The organism is Mycobacterium nebraskense (assembly GCF_002102255.1).
Taxonomy (GTDB): Bacteria; Actinomycetota; Actinomycetes; order Mycobacteriales; family Mycobacteriaceae; genus Mycobacterium; species Mycobacterium nebraskense.
This window is the reverse complement of record NZ_LQPH01000081.1, coordinates 16,895-35,088: the sequence shown is the minus strand read 5'-3', so window position 1 is coordinate 35,088 and position 18,194 is coordinate 16,895. Positions and strand designations below refer to the sequence as shown.

General features: G+C 65.4%; 16 protein-coding genes. 3 read left to right on the top strand and 13 right to left on the bottom strand.

Annotation, left to right across the window (positions count from 1 at the left end; translation table 11 throughout):
* Positions 1 to 32: 32 nt before the first annotated feature.
* Positions 33 to 1,694 carry a GMC family oxidoreductase gene (locus AWC17_RS08755; protein ID WP_046181716.1) on the top strand — a complete coding sequence of 554 codons (1,662 nt, stop codon included), beginning with the start codon at positions 33 to 35 and terminating at the stop codon, positions 1,692 to 1,694.
* A gap of 47 nt (positions 1,695 to 1,741) precedes the next feature.
* Here the strand turns inward: AWC17_RS08755 and AWC17_RS08750 are convergent, their stop codons facing one another.
* From AWC17_RS08750 to AWC17_RS08735, 4 genes are read right to left on the bottom strand one after another with little or no spacing between them, the layout of a single operon-like run.
* Entirely contained in the window at positions 1,742 to 3,838 is a 2,097-nt protein-coding gene (locus tag AWC17_RS08750; RefSeq protein ID WP_046181715.1) for an acetate--CoA ligase family protein, read from the bottom strand.
* Positions 3,838 to 5,235, bottom strand: coding sequence for an NAD-dependent succinate-semialdehyde dehydrogenase (locus AWC17_RS08745; protein WP_231588291.1), 1,398 nt, complete (start codon positions 5,233 to 5,235; stop codon positions 3,838 to 3,840). Before AWC17_RS08745 ends, AWC17_RS08750 begins: the two co-directional genes overlap by 1 nt.
* A 58-nt stretch (positions 5,236 to 5,293) precedes the next feature.
* Positions 5,294 to 5,743, bottom strand: a complete 450-nt coding sequence (locus AWC17_RS08740; RefSeq protein ID WP_046181713.1) for a Zn-ribbon domain-containing OB-fold protein — start codon at positions 5,741 to 5,743, stop codon at positions 5,294 to 5,296.
* Positions 5,744 to 5,747: 4 nt separating this feature from the next.
* Positions 5,748 to 6,938, bottom strand: a complete 1,191-nt coding sequence (locus AWC17_RS08735) for a thiolase family protein (RefSeq protein WP_046181712.1) — start codon at positions 6,936 to 6,938, stop codon at positions 5,748 to 5,750.
* Between the two features lie 188 nt (positions 6,939 to 7,126).
* On the opposite strand from AWC17_RS08735, the gene AWC17_RS08730 reads away from it, so the two are divergent.
* The gene (locus AWC17_RS08730) at positions 7,127 to 7,915 is read left to right on the top strand and encodes an enoyl-CoA hydratase/isomerase family protein (RefSeq protein ID WP_052742682.1); all 789 of its coding nucleotides are present in this window, start codon (positions 7,127 to 7,129) and stop codon (positions 7,913 to 7,915) included.
* 53 nt (positions 7,916 to 7,968) lie between these two features.
* On the opposite strand, the gene AWC17_RS08725 is transcribed toward AWC17_RS08730, so the two are convergent.
* Genes AWC17_RS08725 through AWC17_RS08695 form a run of 7 tightly spaced genes read right to left on the bottom strand, consistent with a single transcriptional unit; the run spans position 7,969 to position 15,744 of the window.
* On the bottom strand, positions 7,969 to 9,216 hold the full coding sequence (locus tag AWC17_RS08725) for an acyl-CoA dehydrogenase family protein (RefSeq protein ID WP_046181711.1): 1,248 nt from the start codon (positions 9,214 to 9,216) through the stop codon (positions 7,969 to 7,971).
* Between the two features lie 11 nt (positions 9,217 to 9,227).
* Positions 9,228 to 10,334 carry an acyl-CoA dehydrogenase family protein gene (locus AWC17_RS08720; RefSeq protein ID WP_046181710.1) on the bottom strand — a complete coding sequence of 369 codons (1,107 nt, stop codon included), beginning with the start codon at positions 10,332 to 10,334 and terminating at the stop codon, positions 9,228 to 9,230.
* 16 nt (positions 10,335 to 10,350) lie between these two features.
* Complete coding sequence (locus AWC17_RS08715) at positions 10,351 to 11,985, bottom strand: class I adenylate-forming enzyme family protein (protein WP_082122798.1); 1,635 nt, start codon at positions 11,983 to 11,985, stop codon at positions 10,351 to 10,353.
* Positions 11,986 to 11,996: 11 nt separating this feature from the next.
* On the bottom strand, positions 11,997 to 13,130 hold the full coding sequence (locus AWC17_RS08710) for an FAS1-like dehydratase domain-containing protein (RefSeq protein ID WP_046181709.1): 1,134 nt from the start codon (positions 13,128 to 13,130) through the stop codon (positions 11,997 to 11,999).
* Positions 13,127 to 13,582, bottom strand: coding sequence for a cupin domain-containing protein (locus tag AWC17_RS08705; protein ID WP_046181708.1), 456 nt, complete (start codon positions 13,580 to 13,582; stop codon positions 13,127 to 13,129). The genes AWC17_RS08710 and AWC17_RS08705 overlap by 4 nt, the downstream gene beginning before the upstream one ends.
* Positions 13,579 to 14,556 (bottom strand): dihydrodipicolinate synthase family protein, encoded by a 978-nt coding sequence (locus AWC17_RS08700; RefSeq protein WP_046181707.1) that lies wholly within the window; start codon positions 14,554 to 14,556, stop codon positions 13,579 to 13,581. Before AWC17_RS08700 ends, AWC17_RS08705 begins: the two co-directional genes overlap by 4 nt.
* Before the next feature lie 30 nt (positions 14,557 to 14,586).
* Entirely contained in the window at positions 14,587 to 15,744 is a 1,158-nt protein-coding gene (locus tag AWC17_RS08695; protein WP_052742680.1) for an FAD-dependent monooxygenase, read from the bottom strand.
* 182 nt (positions 15,745 to 15,926) lie between these two features.
* Between AWC17_RS08695 and AWC17_RS08690 the strand changes: the two genes are divergently transcribed.
* Positions 15,927 to 16,607, top strand: coding sequence for a TetR/AcrR family transcriptional regulator (locus AWC17_RS08690; RefSeq protein WP_046181704.1), 681 nt, complete (start codon positions 15,927 to 15,929; stop codon positions 16,605 to 16,607).
* A 35-nt stretch (positions 16,608 to 16,642) separates the two neighbouring features.
* Here AWC17_RS08690 and AWC17_RS08685 read toward each other — a convergent pair whose 3' ends face one another.
* Together AWC17_RS08685 and AWC17_RS08680 are read right to left on the bottom strand one after the other, a co-directional pair.
* A complete protein-coding gene (locus tag AWC17_RS08685) occupies positions 16,643 to 17,782 on the bottom strand; it encodes a thiolase family protein (RefSeq protein WP_046181703.1) in 1,140 nt (379 codons plus the stop codon).
* Between the two features lie 45 nt (positions 17,783 to 17,827).
* Entirely contained in the window at positions 17,828 to 18,175 is a 348-nt protein-coding gene (locus AWC17_RS08680; protein ID WP_046181702.1) for a limonene-1,2-epoxide hydrolase family protein, read from the bottom strand.
* Positions 18,176 to 18,194 lie beyond the last annotated feature (19 nt).

Sequence of the window (18,194 nt, the reverse complement as noted above, 5' to 3'; positions counted from 1 at the left end):
CGCCTTTTACCCTGCGAGGGAGACAACCGCGTATGAGCATCAACGGTCGGCACGCACGCAACGGCGAACGCGCGGAATGGGACTACATCGTCATCGGTGGCGGGTCGGCGGGCTGTGTGCTGGCCAACCGATTGTCGGTCGATCCCTCCACGACTGTGCTGCTACTGGAGGCCGGCGGCTGGGATCGCCACCCCCTTATCCGGATCCCGGCGGGTGTCGCGCGGCTACCCGAAAAGTTCGACTGGCACTACGCCGGAACGCCCGACGCGTCGCGGAATGGAATGCTCGATAACTGGGCCGCCGGAAAGGTGCTCGGCGGGGGAAGCTCCGTGAACATGATGTTCTGGGTGCGTGGGGAACGCTCCGATTTTGACGACTGGCGCGATGAACACGGTTGCCCTGGCTGGGGTTACGACGATATCCTGCCCTACTTCGAGCGCTCCGAGACCTATGCCGACGGGCCCGCCCCGCGCCGCGGCACCAGCGGGCCGGTCGGGGTCAGTAAGGTCGCCATGCCACTCGAAGTCGTCGACGACTTCCTGCGCGCGGCGGTGGCGGCCGGCCACGACCTGAATCCCGACTACAACGGCGAACGCCAGCAAGGTGTCTCGCGCGCACAGCTGTCCCAGCGACGCGGGTTTCGCAGCAGCACCGCCCGCGCCTATCTGGCCCCGATCCGCAGGCGCCCCAACCTCACGATCCGCACCCAATCGTTGGTGGCCCGGGTGTTGCTCGAGGGTACCCGCGCGACGGGTGTGGAATACCGGCACCGCGGCCGACGCCTGACAGCACGAGCCTCCGCCGAGGTGATCCTCAGCGCAGGGGCGCTGTCGTCGCCGAAACTGCTGATGCTCTCCGGGATTGGGCCCGCCGATCATTTGCGGGCCCACGGCATCGATGTGCGCATAGATCGCCCCGCCGTGGGCGCGAACCTGCAGGAGCATGCCTACGGTCTGATGCGCTACCGGACTACGGCCGATACCCTCGCCGAGGAATTGCGGCCGCATCGCGCCATCCGCCACGGCGTCGACTTCCTGCTTCGGGGCCAAGGCGCCCTCACCCTCGGCGGTGGCGCCGCCGTCGTGTTCGCGCCGCTGACCGGGACGCGGCCGACTGAAACCGAAATCATCCTGATGCCTGTCGGTATGGAATTCACGAGGGACGACAACGCCGGCGCCGAAGAGGGCGCCCACGGGCTCTACAACGTGAAGATCGTTCCGAAACGAATGATGGTGTATCCCAGCTGCGTACACCCCAAGGGCCGCGGTACCGTTCGGCTGGGCTCCAGCGATCCGTCCGCCGCGCCGGTGATCGAGCACTCGCTGGTCGGCGACGAGGACATGCCAGAGCTGATCGCCGCATGCCGTCAGGCGCGGGAGATATTCCAGACTCCGGTGATGCAGTCCAAACAGGTCGTCGAGGAGATGCCCGGCGACGATGTGCAGACCGACGAGCAGTGGACAACGTACCTGCGCCAGCAGTCGTTCCGCCCATTTCATCCGGTCGGTACATGCCGAATGGGATCCGACGATGATGCGGTGGTGGATCCGCAGCTGCGGCTGCGTGGTATCGACGGCCTGCGTGTCGTTGACGCGTCGGTGTTCCCCACCATCACCAGCGGTAACACCAACGCGCCGGTCATCATGGTGGCCGAACGCGCCGCTGACCTGATTCTGCGCCGCGATGAACCGTAATCCATTGAGCAGCTATCGAATTGGCGGCCCCGACCGGTGCGCCAGCGCTACTGAGCCAGCGGCCGCAACAGGCATAACCCGTCGACCGCGACGGGTCCATCCGCGGTAACGATCAACGGGTTGATGTCAATCGATTCGATCCATGCCCGCCCACCGGCGGCAAGCAGCGAAGCCTTGGTCAGTGCCGAAGCCAGTGCGCAGCGATCCCAAGGCGCCGCCCCGCGGAAGCCGTCGAGCACGCCGGTGTCACTGAACTCGTCGATCAGCTCCGCGGCGTCCTCACCACTCATCGGCGCCATGCGGCCACCGATCTTGCGCATCACCTCGACGAATACGCCGCCCAGGCCGAACGCCACGAGCGGCCCCAATTCGCTGTCGCCCTTGATCCCGATGAACGCCTCGCCCTGGCCCGTGATCATGGGTTGGACCGCGATGATCGACGGCAGCCCGTTCGAGTCGGCGACGGCTCGCAGCTCATCGACTGCCGCGCCCAACCCAGCGGCCTCCACACCCAGCCGTACAGCGTTGTGTTCGGTTCGGTGGGCGACATCGGCCAGCTTCACGACATACGGGCCGGCGAACTCCGGCGCCAAGGCAGCGGCACCGGGCGCAATCAAATGGTATGGCGCAATCGGGATTCCAGCGCCGGCAAGGACATCCATTGTGGCTCCGAACGGGAGCATGGAGCCTTCCGGCACGGCGATCGGGCCCGCCTGGGGCCGAGGCACCAATGGAACCTTGGTGGACGGTTGCACGCGAGACCCCGGACGCAGCCGCATGAAGGCACCCATGGTGCGCAGTCCGCGCAGACAGCCGCGCAACCCATTGCCCACCGCGATCCCGTCGTCGCGATAGTTCTCCAGCCACTGCCCGCCTTGGCCGGCCAGTGGCGCGATGACGAACGGCTTGTCGCTCACAGCTCCGAATTCGGCGAACTCGATGTCGGCGAAGAGGGGCTCGTTCCAGTCGGCGTGCTGGCTGCTGTATAGCAGAGCATCGAACTCGGGCGCGGCCTCGTACTCGGTCAGCACCTTTCGCCACAGCCCGTCGATGACGCCGGCGAAACCCGTGATGTCCAAGGGGTTCGTCACCGCGCCACCGGGGATGGTCTCGGCGACGAAGGGGCGCAGCCGCTCCACCTCGGGCACCTCCACCCCCTCGGCATCCGCAAGGTCGCTGGCCAGTTGAGCGAATCCGCCTGTGGCGGTGAGGACGGCCAGGCCGCGCACTTCCGTCCAGCGCTTGCGAGGAAGCTGTTCAAGGAACTGCACTCGGTCGACCAGATCGTCGATGTCGGTGGCGGGCAGGATGCCCGCCTGCTTGAAAGCGACGTCGTAGACCCACGCGTCGCCGGTCAGTGTTCCGGTGTGTGACGCGGCCATACGCTGCGTCCGCTCACTGCGGCCAAGCTTGATCGCGACGATCGGCTTGCCGGCCTCCAAGCAGCGTCTGGCCGCGTCGAAAAAGGCGTCCGGGCGCCGGATCTTCTCGATCGCCAGTGCCACGATCCGGGTGGCCTCGTCGCGCGCAAAGTAGTCCAGGTAGTCGGCGACATCGGTGACAGCCTCATTGCCCGCCGACACCAGCAGGTTGAACCCGACGCCGCCCGCGCGGGAGGCCGCAGCGGCCATCGCCTCGATCATCGCGCCGCTGTGCGTCGCGGCCGACAGCCCGCCAACACGCCGTCGAAAGATCGGCAGCATGCTCAGGTGCAGTTTGCGGGGCACATTCATCAGACCCACACCATTGGGGCCGACCACGGGCATGTTGCCCGCCCGTGCGCCCTGAACCATGCGTTGCTGCAGGCGAATACCCTCCTCACCGAGTTCGGCGAAGCCGGCGGCGCAGGTGATCACTCCCCCGGCACCGATCTCGGCGGCCTGTTCCACCGCGTCGACCGTGCGCTCGGCGCCCAGCGCAAGAAACACCACATCGACCGGTCGCCCGATCGCGCGCAAATCGGGATACGCCTGATGGCCGAAGACCTGCTGTGCCTTGTGATGGACGAAGAAGGACTCCGCATCGCTGTCCAGCGAGTATGTCACCGCATGCGCCCAGCGCGATTCCTCGGTGATCCCCACGAACGCGACGGTTCTCGGATTCATCAGCCGGTCCAACGCCGGCCGGGTTTGTTGCGTGGCCATCAGATGCTGAAGCCCACCAATTTCGTGTCGAGGTACTCCAGAATCCCTTCGTGCGCCCCTTCCCGGCCTTGCCCGCTTTGCTTGACTCCGCCGAACGGAGCAGCTGCCGAGGTGGGGTTGATGTCGTTGACTCCGACCATGCCGAACCGCAATTGCTCGGCCACCCGCCACGCGCGAGCGAGGTTCTGCGTGTAAACGTATGACGCCAGCCCATACTTGGTGTCGTTGGCCATGGCGATGACCTCGTCTTCGTCATCGAAGATGATCACCGGTGCAATGGGGCCAAACGTCTCTTCCCGGTAGATGTCCATAGCATCGGTCACACCGCTGAGAACCGTTGGTGCAAAGAAGAATCCGCGTTCCAGCCCCTCGTCGATCAGCCGGTTGCCACCGGTCTCGACGACCGCGCCTTTGCCCACCGCGTCATCGACTTGGCGCTGCATCCGCTCTAGCGCATCGGAGTCGATGAGGGGGCCGATGCTGACACCCTCGGTCAAACCGCTGCCGGCCCTCATCTTCGCCACCCGCTCGACGAGCACTTTCAGAAAGGCGTCCTTGATCGAGCGGTGCACGTAGAGACGATTCGGGGAAATGCAGGCTTGCCCGGTGTTGAGGACCTTGACCATCGCGGCGCCCTTGGCGGCGTGCCCCGGGTCGGCGTCGTCGAAGACGATGAAGGGTGCGTGCCCACCCAACTCCATGGAGAACCGCTTCATGTGCCCGCCCGCGCCGCGGGCAAGCAGCTTGCCGACCGATGTTGAGCCCGTGAAGGTGAGCTTCGCGACCGCCGGGTTGCTGACGAATTCAGCGCCGACGGGGGCAGGGTCCGATGTCGTCACCAGATTGACGACGCCGGGCGGGACGCCGGACTCCTCAAGGATCCGGAACACCTCGATCGCGCACAGTGGAGTCTGTTCGGCGGCCTTGAGCACCACGGTGCAGCCGGCCGCCAGTGCCGGCGCGACCTTGCGCGTGATCATCGATACCGGATAGTTCCAGGGGGTGATGGCACCTACCACGCCGACCGGCTGGTGCAACACCATGAAGCGCTGGTCGGCCCGCGCGGACGGGATCGTCTGTCCGTAAACCCGTTTCGCCTCCTCGGCGAACCAGATCAGGAAGTCGGCGGCATATTTGACCTCTATCCCCGCGGCGCGAATCGGCTTGCCCTGCTCCTCGGTCATCAGCTTGGCCAGCTGTTCCGAGCGCTCGAGCATGCGACGGTGCGCCTCGAAGAGCACCTCGGCTCGCTCATATGCCGTGCGCTTCGACCACGCCGGTAAGGCCGCGTCAGCTGCCGCGACAGCGGCCCGGACATCGTCGACCGATCCGTCGGAGACCTCGGCCAGCAGCTCGCCGGTGGCCGGATTCGTCACGGGGAAGGTCGATTCGGTCACAGCGTGGCGCCACTGGCCGTCTATGTAGAGTGAGGGGATCACCGGTTCCGGTTTGTTCTCAATTGTCTGCGGCATTGTCCACCAATTCGTTTGTATCGATCACCGTTTCGAATTCCACGATGGTCCATGCGGGGTCCAGGTCGGTGTAGACGATGCGTACCGGAGCGCCGATTTCGACCGCTGCGGGGTCGTCCCCCGCCATCGTTCCGATCATCCGGAAACCCTCGTCCATGGCCGCATGCACGATCGCGTACGGCGCGGCGGCCTGGTAGGCGGGCGTCGGCGCGCGGTGCACGATCGTGTAGGTGTAGACGACGCCGTGCCCCGATATAGGTGCCCAGGAGAACGAGGGGGAATGGCACTTGGCGCAGATCTCTTTCGGCACATGCCGGAATGCTCCACACGATGTGCAACGCTGGATCCTGATGTCGCGGTCCCGCAGCGAGTCCCAGAAGGGCTGTTGCCACTCCGGCACATCCTCCGGAAGGAACTTCTCGTCGCTGGTCATCAGCTCAGACCTCTCCCAGGACGGCCGAGTAGTTGTTCTGCATGGCACCGCCGGAACCGCTCAGGTAGCCGCACTTGGCGTTGGCCACCTGGCGTGCACCGGCGTTCCCGCGGAGTTGCTCGACGACTTCGATCAACGTGAAGATCCCGCATGCGCCGGCGTGGCTGAAGGAGAGGAAGCCCCCGGCGGTGTTGGTGGGCAGGCGGCCATCGACCTTCAGCGCTCCGTTCTCGACGAAGGAACCGCTTTCACCCGGTTTGCAGAATCCGGCCGCCTCGATGCCGAAGAGTACGTTGATCGTGAAGTGGTCACCGAGTCCGGCGACGTCGATGTCGTCGCGTGAGACGCCGGAGTGCGCGAAGGCGGTGTCGGCGGCAAGCTGGGCCGCGTCGAAGAACGCCAGTGACGGCGCCGAGTTCGGGTCGATGTGGCTGTGCCCTTCGCCGTAGCCGAGCAGCCCGATGGGCTTGTGTTTCTTGTTTTCTCGCACGCTGGTGGCCGAGGTGACCACGATCGCGCCGCCGCCCTGGTTGATGCCACAGCAATCCAGTAGGCGCAATGGGTCGGCGATCAGGCGTGAACCGACGACATCGTCGACGGTGATCTCGCCGCGATGCCCGTTGCAGGACAGCGGATGTAGCGTGGCCCCGTATCGTTGTGCGACGGCGACTTCGGCAAGTTGCTCGGACGTCGTGCCGTACTCGTACATGTGCCGGCGCGCCAGCACCGCGTAATCCGAAACCCGGGTGGCCCCATAGACATATTCGTACGGGCCGCCCAGCTTGGCCATCGCCGCGATGGCCTCGTCACGGTTGGTGCTCGAAAAGCCCTGGGGGCGACCGGCGATCGCGTTGACGATGACCACGGCATCGGCCAGCCCCGTTGATACCGCGTACACCGCCAGGTTGACCCCGGCAGCGGCGGCGGATGCACCGATCGAGCTCGATGCATGAAACCGCATCGGCTTGCCCAGTAGATCGTAACCAAGGGCAGCTGCGGGCAGCATCGATCGGATGCCCACCCCCTCGGGGCCGTCCATGATCAGGCCGTCGATGTCGCCCAGGGTGATGCCCGCGTCTTGGCACGCGCCCTTGGCGCACTCGAACCAGACGTCGGCCTGTGCGCGGTCGGACAGATCGCCCTGCTTCGTCTGGTAAACCCCCGCGATAGCCGCTTCGCGAAGTTTACGCACCATCCAGTCATCCTCGCTGCGGTCGCTGCTACAATCAGACGACTCACTCAGTTATTTTTCTGTTTGATGTCTATCCAACAATGCGCATGCTGTCAACAGCACAGCTCAGACCGTCGCGAAAGGTTCGAATCCCCTTGGTGCAAAAGCACGTATGCGATGTACGCCGCAGTATCGACGGCTGAGAGGACACCGTGCCGAACATCGTGATGGACAAGCGGGGGCACACGACGATCTTCACGATCAACAAGCCCGACCGCATGAACGCCATCGGGCTGGCCGACGCGGCCCAGCTCGAGGCGGGGCTTGCCGAGTTTCAAGCCGACCCCAACCAGTACGTCGCCATCATCACGGCGGCGGGCGACCGGGCGTTCTGCGCCGGTGCGGACCTGAAGGCGATGGCGAACGACGTGGACGGTGGCGGCCGGTTGCCGATCTCCCCCGCGCCCGACATCGCAGGTATCGCCGCATGCGAGAAGGTGACCATCGCTGCGATCAACGGTCTGGCCGCCGGTACCGGGACGGAACTCGCGATCTCCTGTGACATTCGGATCGCAGCCGAGCATGCCTGGTTCTCGCTGCCTGAGGTGAAACGCGGAATCATCGCGGGGGTGGCGGTCAACGTGCTGCCCCGGCTGATGCCGATCGGCGCCGTTATGGAGATCATGCTCACCGGTGACCGGCTTTCCGCCGACGAAGCCTTTCGGCTCGGGCTGGTGCAACGAGTTGTCCCGCAGGAGAAGCTGATCGACACGGCACTCGAGAGGGCCGAGACAATCGCGAAGAACTCCCAGGCGGCGGTGTGGGGCACCAAGCAGCTACTGAAGTTTTGGCGCGACGCGTTGATCGCCGAGCAGCAGCGCTACTACGAGGCGGTCGTTCATCGGGTGATGTTGTCCGGCGACGTGCATGAAGGGCCTCGAGCCTTCGCCGAGAAGCGTGAGCCGAAATTTCGGCAAGCCTGGCCGAGCGCGTTCGACTGATACGGCGACATCCGCGCGTAGTGCCCTTCCACACTGCTTCGCTGACCTGTTGTTCAGTTGTGCGGCAGCTGGGCGAAGGGCAATTCCCGGTCGGTCGACGGGTCGCGCGGGAGACCCAGCACCCGCTCGCTGATTTGGTTGAGTTGCATCTCGGTGGTGCCCCCGGCGAGGGTGTGGGCGCGTGCGCCCAGCCACTGGATGCCGGGTGACTCTTCGTCGACGCCGTCCCAGACGATGCCGCTGTTGCCGGCAATCTGCATGGCGATCTCCAGGCGGCGATAACCGATGTGGGAGCTCAGCAGCTTGAGCAGGCTGGCGCCTGGGCCCGGAAACCGGCCGGAGGCAAGCCCCTGGCTGATGTGCTCGACGGCGGGCCGCCTCAAGTGGGCGAGGGCCATTGCCTCCCCGAGCAATTGGCGAACCTCGGGATCCGACGCGACGCCCATTCGCTGCACGAGGGCCACCAGTGGGTCGTCGCGTTCGTCCCCTGCGGGGGTATACCGCGAGTCATTCAGGCCGCTGTCGCCCACCATGTTGCGCTCGTGGAAGAGCACGCGCGACGCCACGGTCCAGCCGTCATTGAACCGGCCGACCAGATTGGTCACCGGAATCTTGACGTCGTCAAAGAATTCCTCACAGAATTCGCTCGCCCCCGTCCCCAGACGGATCGGATTGACCGTCACCCCTTCGGCATCGAGCGGCACGATGAACATCGACAGACCACGGTGTTTGGGAAACTCGGGATCGGTACGCGCGAGCAGGAGCCCGTAATCGGCGACATGAGCTCCCGTGCTCCAGATCTTCGCACCGTTGACGACGAAGATGTCGTCGTCCTTGATGGCACGGGTGAGCGCAGCCGCCATGTCCGAGCCGCCACTGGGCTCGGAAAGCAACTGCACGGCGATCTCGTCGCCGCGCAACCCTGCCGGCACATGCCTGACGCACTGCTCGCGTGAACCGAAGTCCAGCAGCGTCGGCAAGATCACCGCATGGGTCACCGCCATGATAGTCGGCAACTCGAATCCGGCTGTCTCGTCAAGGAATGCGGCTTGGTGCTCGCGGCTCAAACCGAGCCCACCGTACTCGCGCGGATAGCAGATGCCGGCCAGATGTGCGTCCCACAGCCGTCGTTGCAGGATGCGGTGTCGCGGGGCCTGCTCTTCAACCGGCTCGCCGGGATGAGACTGCTCGCCGATCTTCGGCAGGTTGCCCGGCAACCAGCGCCGAATATGTGCTCGGAACGCGTCCAGATCCGTTGGTACAGTTGGCCGGTCGTCGGCAAGGTCTGTCTCGGTGTGCATTTCGGTCTCCCTCAGACTCCAGCCAACTGACACAACCGCTCGCGGTGCTCGGCGGGGCTGCCGTAGACGACGCGATTGGTCGACGCGCGACGCAGGTGAAGATGCAGGTCGTGTTCCCAGGTCATGCCGATCCCGCCATGGATCTGAATGGCGTCCTGTACCAGCGTGACAGCGGCATCACCGATGTGGACTTTTGCGGCGCTGGCAAGCTGCGATGCGTCCGGTGAGCCCGCGTCCAACGCTGCGGCGAGGCCGGCGGTGACCCCCGCCGCAGCTTCCACCGCCAACAAATCCTCCGCAAGCCGGTGCTTGATGGCTTGGTAGGAGCCGATCACACGCCCGAAAGCATATCGGTTGGTGACCCAGGCGATCGTCATGTCGAAGACGTGCCGCATCGATGCGGTCGTCTCAGCGGCTTGGATGGCAATCGCCGCGCAGTAGGCCAGTTCGGTGAGATCCCCTGTGCAGCGGGCCGTCTCTGGAACATGGACCGCCGCGAACTCCACGGTGCCGAATGTGCGCGTCGGATCGAGGCCGCGTTGCGGTCGCACGGTGAGGCCCGGCTGGGAGCTGTCGACCAGGAAGTGTCCAATGCCATCCGCGACGCGGGCGGTGACAAGAAACAGGTCCGCGTCGGGAGCCGCTTCGACGACGTGCTTGACCCCACGTATGACATATCCGTCTGCGGTGCGTTCGGCACGGGCGGCAATCGTATCCGGGCCCCAGCGGTTCCCCTCCGCGAGAGCCCAGGCCGCCACCGCGCTTCCGTCGAGGATCGCCGACAGGGCATCGCCGTTCACAGGCGTGTTGGCGTGCGACAGAACCCAAGCCACGACGTTGCATGGTATGAGTGGCCCCGGTGCGACGTGCCGACCGGACTCCTCGGCCAGCACGCCGAGGTCGGCGAACGGATGGCCGCTGATGCTGCCGCCTCCCGCCCCTTCGGGCACCAGCAGCGACGTCCAACCCAAGTCGGTGGCCGCCGTCCAGTAAGAGCGGTCCAGCGCAGGCGTCGCCGACGCGATTTCATGCACCTGCGCCGACGAAGCATGATGGTCGAGGAACTTCCGCGCAGCGTCGCGCAGCGGTCGTTGCTCAACCTCGAGTTCGGTTGTCAATTACCACCTCCCGCAGTCACACCGATAGGTGTGAAGGTATCGAATCGGACGAAGACGAGCCAACGGTCTGGTTTGTCTGGGGCAGTGTGTGGTGCGGCCAGGACGCGATCAACTCGCGCTTGAGAACCTTGCCGGCGTCGTTGGTCGGCAGAGATGAGCGGATCCACCAGCGGGCGGGGACGGCGAAATGGGCCAGATTATTTCGTGCCCACTGGTCGAGGTCGGCGACGGACGGTGCCCCTCTATCCGCGAGAGTGATTGCCGCCGCGACGACTTCACCGAGATCGGGATCGGGCAGGCCGACGACGGCGGCTTCGGCAATCGCCGGGTGCCGCGCCAGCGCGGCCTCGACGGCGGCGGCCGAGACGTTCTCTCCGCCCCGAATGATGATCTCCTTGGACCGCCCGGTGACGTAGAGATATCCGTTCTCGTCGACCCGGCCGATGTCACCGGTGCGGATCCAACCGTCGGCGCTCAGCGCCGGGTCGCCTGGCAGGCCCCAGTAACCGTCCATTGCCGCCGGTGAGCGCACCAACAATTCGCCGCTGCCATCTTGATCGGGCTCGATCACCCGGGCCTCGACAACGGGCGCCAGTCGGCCCGAGCAGCCGGGGCGCGACTCGATGTCGGCACCGACGCCGGTGCTGACGACACCGCCCGCCTCGGTAAGCCCGTAAGTCTGACCAACCCGTCGCCGGGTGTTCGGGAGCGCCGCGCCTATTCGCTCGAGGAGTGCGCGGCTGACCGGGGATCCTCCGAGGACGACCGTGCGCAACGACGAGAGGTCGTAACGGGCCGGATCGGGGTGAGCAAGGATGCGCTCCATCATCGTCGGGACACCCGAGAACATCGTCACGCCCTCGGACTCGACCAGCCTCAGGAAAGCGCCGGGCTCGAACCTGCCTTCCAGGAAGACCACCTTGCTTCCCGTCATCAGCGGCACGAGAAGCAGCTGGATCGCACCGATATGAAATAGCGGCAGCCCGACCAACGTCACGCTCGGCTCGATGTCATCGGTGATCTGATCGGGCAGCTTCCGCGAGACGACGAGCAGCGTCTGCAGGTTGGCGATCAGGGCGCGGTGGGACAGCACCGCGCCCTTCGGATAGCCGGTGGTGCCGGCGGTGAAAAGGATGATGGCCGGGGCGTTCTCGTCCGTCACGGCCGGCAGAACCTCCGCAACTCCGGTCGGCGGTGAAGTGATGCCGGCGAAATCGGTCACCCGCGCGGACCGCGGTAGCTTGCCCGCCCGACGGTCATCGGCCACCACGACCGCGGGCGAAACCATCTCGCAGGCCCGTGCTGCGTCGTCCGCCGACCACCAGCCGTTGAACGGCGCGACGATGGCGCCCAGCTTCAGGGCGGCGTGGAACACCGCCACCCAGTCCGGGCTGTTGGCCGCGAACAAGCCCACGCGGTCGCCCGGGCGGACACCGGCGTTCCACAGACCGTGCGCCGCGCGGTCGACGGCATGCTTGTGCTCGGCGAACGTGACACGGCGGTCGCCCTGGACCAGGTACACCCGGTCGGCCCAGCGCCGCGATTGCTCCAGCACCTCACCCAGTGAGAAAGCCCGATCGGCGTACAGCAGGCAGGGGTGGCCGTTGACCTCGCCCCGCACGACGCGATCGCTCCATCGACCAAAAGGCATGGTCTATCGACCTATTCGCCCTTCGACGGGAGGGTGGCGACCGCCGTGCCGATCGCCGTGTGCTCTCCGCGCTGGTTCTCGGCTATCACCCGAACCTCCACGAAGTGCTTGCCGTCGGCCGCCCACTTGCGGGTAACGGTCCCATTGCACGCGGTCAGGTCGCCGATGATGTTGTGTTTGCGGACCTGCACGTTGAGCCGGTTGAGGAAGCCGTCGTCACCGATCCAGTCGGTCATCAGATGACCGAGCCACGAAATGCGTTCCGGCCCATAGTCGTAGGCTGCGGGCACGCCGACCGCGCGCGCCAATTCGGAGTCCCAGTGCACCCGTTCGGGCGGCTCGGGGACCCCCAGATCGTTGGGGATGCCCAGCGCCGGGTGTTCGCGGAACATCTCGAACGCGGGCCCGTGCGCCTTCACGTAGAGGCTCCCCCAGCCCTGCGTGAAGCAGACGAAGCTGGTCACCGTGCTCGGCCCCTTGAGCATCGTCGGCAATGTTTCGCCTTCGCGCACGTCCTCCCAGTACCGCGGGGTAGCGCCCCGCCGCTGGTAGTGCGCATAGTGGCCATCGATTTCGGCGATCTCTTCCGGGCACCAGACTTTGGGCTGCACGGACTCGCGGGTGGCGCGCTCGCGGGCAACGTCGCGCTGGGTCCGGATGCACCAGGAGTCCGCCTCGCAGACCAGCTCGCCGTTCTGGTTGTGGAAGGTGACCCGGTACGTCTGCTTCACCGAGCGTCCAGAGAAGCTGCTCTGCAGCTCGAGGAGGTCTTTCAGAACGGGTTTGGCTTCGATCCGGTCACCGAGGCGAATCGGAGCATGCCACTGCCAGTCGGTGCCGGCGAACATCGCGTGGATGCCGGGCAGACCGCCCACGTAGCCACTGACCACCCGATCGAAGGCATACAGAAACGTCCCCGGCGCGGTGATGCCACCCTGCCGCGTGTTGCGCGCGTATTCGGGATCGAGCCACATCGGGTTGGTGTCACCGATTCCGTAGACCCAGTGCCGAATCGAGTCGGCCGTCGCCTCGGTGACGTGCGGCGTCGGTCTGCTGAACGGCTCGCCGATTCGTGACCGGAGCGCATCAAGCGCCTCCTGGGTGATCAGCGGGAACCGCTGCCCCGACTCCACAGTTTGTGTCATGCCTGAGTCCTCTCTGCGGGTCGCTCGACCCGATTCTTTTCGTAGGGGCCGGGACTGGCGACGGCGACGTACGACGCCCGTTTGTCGCTGATGTTGCGGATCCCATGCGCGATCCCGGCGGGGACCATGACGGCATCGCCCACGCGGGTAATGACCGGAGGCAAATCGCCGAGCGTGTACTCGCATTCGCCTTCGATGAAGATGTGCAAGTGTTCGGTGGTCGGGTGTACGTGATAGTCGTTTTGCTGACCCGGTTCCAGATTCCACACGACCATACCGATCTGGCCGGTGGTGTATGCGAGCACCACGGTCGGCATCATTTCGTCGAAGTGCTGGAACTTGGCTAGCGGAAACACCAGGCTCGACAGGTTATTCGGGTCGATCGTGCCGATGAAGTCAGTGACGACCTTCTCGTCGTCGGGAAGTTTGGGTATCTCGGGCGTGGTAGTCACTGCCGCACTCCTGTCGACGTGTACTTCTTCACCATTTCGGACCAGCGGCGGCCGCATTCACGGGCACCCTCGGCGTACTCGTCGGGAACGATGTCGTAGGGCGGCCGGATTGGCCCGGGCCTGCAATATCCCGACTCCTGGAATCGGATCTTCTCGAGCTGCAAATTGAATTTGCCGAACTCCTCTACGTTCCCGCCCGGAATGAAGGTCTCGTTCGCCCAGGCGATGTCCTTGGTGATATCGCGGGCCAGATCAAAATCTTTCGCGTCTATCGCCTTCATCAGCGCAACGCACGGCTGCGGCCCCATGCATGCGGCGGTGGCCCATGATGCGGTCATGGCGTCCGGCGACTGCTGAGCGAACGCGAGCGCCATCGAGTCGATGGGCAGAAAGTTGATCTTGCTCCTCGACGCCGCCAGGCATTCGAGGTAGCTGGCGGGATTGGCGAACTTCGCGCTGGTAACCGTCGGCGCCGCCTCCGCGACTGCGCCCCAGAACGAGACGGGGAAGGAGAAGCGGAAGGCGTGCGGATTGGCGTACACCATGATCGCCATGTCGGGGAACGCCTCTGAGATCGATGCGTAAAACTTGACCGCCTGCTGCTCACTGCACGGCTGCCACATCGGAAGGCCCAGCATCGTCCCGTCCGCGCCGCGATCCCGCAAGAATCTCAGCCGCCGTACCGTTTCATGGGTGCCCAGAGTCGTGGCTCCGACCAAGACGGGCACCCGTTTGCCAACGGTGGACAGCAGGCAATCGGCGAAGGCCTCGAATTCGTCACCGGTGAGCGTCGCGCACTCTCCCGTCGTACCGAGAGCAAGCAATCCGCTGCAACCGTCGGCGATGAGTTTCTCTGTCAGCCGCGCGGTTTCGTCGAGGTCGACCGTGTCGGTCGCGTCCCAGCGGTCGGCGCCGTCCGTAGCGGGTGTCGGCAAGATCCCATAGACACCCTTGAAGTCCTGTGCGCTCAGCATCGGCGCTCCTCGATCCGCTTGTGCTCCAAGTTAATTCACCCGACCGCCGAAATTGGCCTGATATTGCCGCACCCAGCCTGGGTCCGACGCCGCCTTGCTGTAGAACTCGACCGCCTTCTCATAGGGCTCGCGGCCGGGCCCGGCGATCAATGAGCCCGCGTGGGCCAGCTCGATCGTGGCCGTGTTGATCGGTCGCCGGATCGCCTCATATTCGGCCAACGAGTCGGTGAACGCCCGCTCGGTTGCTTGCGGGTCGAGCAGCACGGTAGCCAGCAACTCGGCAAGCTTCGCCGAGTCCTGGATGGCGATGTTCAGGCCCTGGCCCCCAACGGGGTGGATCGTGTGCGCAGCATCACCGGTGAGCGCTGCCCGTGGCCCCGAGTAGCTGGCCGCATGCTGGCGCTTGATGCGATAGATGTGCGATCCGCCGCGCTTGTTCAACTCGAGCTCACCGAGCCCCGGATGGCGTTCTGTCAACTTCTCGCGAATTTCAGCCTCGCTCAATGCCATCCACTCTCGGGCTTGGCCGCGCCGCACCGTGAGCACCACCCGGTGACGGCCCACCGGCGTGGTGGGAAGAAGCCATACCGTTCCTTCAGGATGCAGCAGAGTCCAGCCGTAGTCGGGCTTCAGCCAGGACGGAGTCGGGCTGTGCAGCACGACGATCCAGTTGTCGTACTCGTGCACATCCGCGAGCGGGATCCCCAGCGCCGTACGGGTGAGCGACTCGGCACCGTCCGCACCGACTATCAAGCGAGCGTTTGTTGTTCCGTGGTCGGTGGCCAGCGCCCAGCCGCCGGCGTCGCGCTCGAGCGCGCGTACCCGGTCCGGTTGCACGACGGTGCCGGCCGATTGTGCGGCCTCCAGAAAAACCGCTTCCATATCGGCATGATTGAGCAGCCAGGACTCGCGAATCTCCGAGCCGACCGAAAAGGTTCCCGCAGAGTCCACGAACTCGAGGCCATGCCACCTGGCCGCGCCTCGATCCTCGAGAAAGTCCAGAACACCTAGTTGCCGCAGCACCTCGACGGTGGGCGCGTGCAAGATGTCTCCGCGGTTGGGATCTCGCGCGAGGTCGCGCCGTTCGAACAGCCGCACCGTGCATCCGCGTGCGGCAAACGCGAGGGCTGCGGCCGACCCGGCCAACCCTCCGCCAATCACCGCGACATCGCATCCGTGGTCGTGCACTGCCGGTCCTTCCCTGGGCCGTCACGCCGCGCGCCCACATCCCTTCGCCGGACCGACCGACTCACCGGTATCAACGCCAGTGACGAGATTACTACACTAGTGTCGAGTGTCAAGATGTGGTGGCGCTGCCTTCTCCTGGTTGTATGAGTGGTGGCGGTCCGACGAGTGGCGTGGAGAGGGCAATGACGAAGCCGCGCGGCGTGAGCTTTGGAAAAATGGAACAGGCGATCCTGGAAGCGGCCGGTGAGTTGTTCGACCGGAAAGGTTTCAACCAGACCACCCTGCAGGACATCGCCGACGCGATTGGGATGGCGCGGCCGTCGCTGTACCACTACTTCAACAACCGAGAGCAGATCCTTGCCGCCGGCGTCGACATGTTGACCAAGCAACGTGACGTCATCATCGAGGAACTGCGTGAGCTCGACGGCGATCCGGTGCAGCGGCTCACCGCACTCATGTTGGGCCTCGCTACCCTCATCAGCGCCCATCCCGTCTGGGTGCGAATCTTGCTGCGCGACGAGGCCGCGCTGCCCGAGGATGTCCGCGTCCGGGACCACGAATCTCGGCTGGCATTTCTGGAGTTGCTCGTCCAGACCCTCACGGAGGGAACGGAACTGGGCGACCTCCGCGCGCACGACGAGCGCGCCACCGCGCTGACGATCATCTCCGCGCTGAGCGGGCTGCAGGGCCACTATGCCGCGACCGCCGACACGTCTCCCGAGGAGGCGACGCGGCTCGCCGTCGACGTCATACTGCACGGGGTCGTGGACCCCTCGCGTCGCCGGGGCACCCCGGTGGAACGCGGGCTCGAACTGATCCGGGAAGGCACCGAGCTTATTCAGCGGGCCACCCTCGAAAGGTGAGCCGTCGGCGGTCATATCGGGCACCCGACCATCCGTCAGGGTGCGGGGACGTCGATGACGGTGGCCGAACCCATGCCACCTCCGACGCACATGGCCGCGACGCCGATGCCGCCGCCGCGACGCCGCAGTTCGTGAACCAGGGTGACCAACATGCGCGCGCCGGTCGCCGCGATCGGATGCCCCAGCGAGCAGCCGCTGCCATTGACATTGACCAGATCGGGGTCGATGTCGAGCAACTTGATGGTGGCCACGCACATCGACGCGAATGCTTCGTTGATCTCGAAGAGGTCGACTTCGTCAAGTGAAACACCGGCGCGCGCAAGGGCTTTCGGGATCGCGTCGACGGGCGCCAGCCCGGTGTCCGCGGGGTCAACCCCGACGGAAGCCCACGCGCGCACGGTGGCCAGCGCCGGCAGGCCAAGCCGCTCACTGGCGATCCCCAGCACCGCCGCGGCGTCATTGCCGCCGCTGGCATTACCGGCGGTGATGGAGAAACCCTCGATCTCGGGGTGCACCGGTTTGAGTGCTGCCAGCTTCTCCATGCTGGTGTCGCGGCGCGGATGCTCGTCGACGGAGAACAGTCCATGCAGCGTCTCGATCGGGACGATCTCCTCCTTGAACCTTCCCTCATCGATGGCGGCGATGGCGTTGCGGTGCGAGCGCAACGCCCAGGCATCCATCTCCTCCCGGCTCACGCCGGCCTTGACCGCGGCGTTCCATCCCACCGTGATCGACATGTCCATGTTGGGTGCGTCAGGCCGGTCGGGATGGGTGGGCGGGAACCAGTCGCACCACTCCTGTCCATTCCGCATCTGCGACTTGGGCGCCGTGGACGTCGAATTGACGCCCCCGGCGAGAATCAGTTGATCCATGCCCGCGCCCACACTGGCCGCCGCGCCCTGCACCGCCGCCATTCCGGCGGCGCAGTGCCGGTTGACGGCCAGCCCCGGCACCGCGGTCAACCCCGCCGTGAGCGCGGCGTGACGCGCGATCACGCCCCCACCGTGCATACCCTCGGCGAGGATGACGTCATCGATGGGTACCGAATCCAATTCCGCCGCTGCGTTACTGACAACATGATGCGCCAAATCGTAGGCAGTGGTGTCGCGCAACGTTCCCTTGAACGCGGTGCCGACCGGCGTGCGCAAGGCCGACACGATGACAGCTTCGGGCATGGTTGATCTCCTGTTTGGCTAGTGGCGATGACTGGCGGGAAACGGCTAGTGATGGCTGTCGAAGTAGTCGCGCCAGGCGCTGATCTTGTCCCCGGTTATCTCGAACGCTCCCATGCACCGCGCATCGACCGGCGTGCCGTCGAAGACAAAACGATCGACGCGTTCGGTGAGGACGACGCCGCCCGCGGCGGCCAGATTCCGAATCTCGCACTCGAAGTGCGAAATGCGATCGATGTATTGCTTGGCCATGTAGCGGATCTCGCCATGCCCGTTGGCAATGCCGAGCGGGACGTTTTCCCACACCGCGTCGGTGCTGAAGTGGCTCACGATCTCGTCGACATCACGATGGCCCCACGCGTTCAATTCCGCACGCACGACTTCCTCTGGGCTCACTTTTCCTCCAGGTTCGGCT

Bases quoted from the DNA above. Each gene is read 5' to 3' on its own strand.
- AWC17_RS08755 (WP_046181716.1), top strand. From the start codon at position 33: ATGAGCATCAACGGTCGGCACGCACGCAACGGCGAACGCGCGGAATGG.
- AWC17_RS08750 (WP_046181715.1), bottom strand. From the start codon at position 3,838: ATGGCCACGCAACAAACCCGGCCGGCGTTGGACCGGCTGATGAATCCG.
- AWC17_RS08740 (WP_046181713.1), bottom strand. From the start codon at position 5,743: ATGACCAGCGACGAGAAGTTCCTTCCGGAGGATGTGCCGGAGTGGCAA.
- AWC17_RS08735 (WP_046181712.1), bottom strand. From the start codon at position 6,938: ATGGTGCGTAAACTTCGCGAAGCGGCTATCGCGGGGGTTTACCAGACG.
- AWC17_RS08725 (WP_046181711.1), bottom strand. From the start codon at position 9,216: ATGCACACCGAGACAGACCTTGCCGACGACCGGCCAACTGTACCAACG.
- AWC17_RS08715 (WP_082122798.1), bottom strand. From the start codon at position 11,985: ATGCCTTTTGGTCGATGGAGCGATCGCGTCGTGCGGGGCGAGGTCAAC.
- AWC17_RS08710 (WP_046181709.1), bottom strand. From the start codon at position 13,130: ATGACACAAACTGTGGAGTCGGGGCAGCGGTTCCCGCTGATCACCCAG.
- AWC17_RS08700 (WP_046181707.1), bottom strand. From the start codon at position 14,556: ATGCTGAGCGCACAGGACTTCAAGGGTGTCTATGGGATCTTGCCGACA.
- AWC17_RS08690 (WP_046181704.1), top strand. From the start codon at position 15,927: ATGACGAAGCCGCGCGGCGTGAGCTTTGGAAAAATGGAACAGGCGATC.
- AWC17_RS08685 (WP_046181703.1), bottom strand. From the start codon at position 17,782: ATGCCCGAAGCTGTCATCGTGTCGGCCTTGCGCACGCCGGTCGGCACC.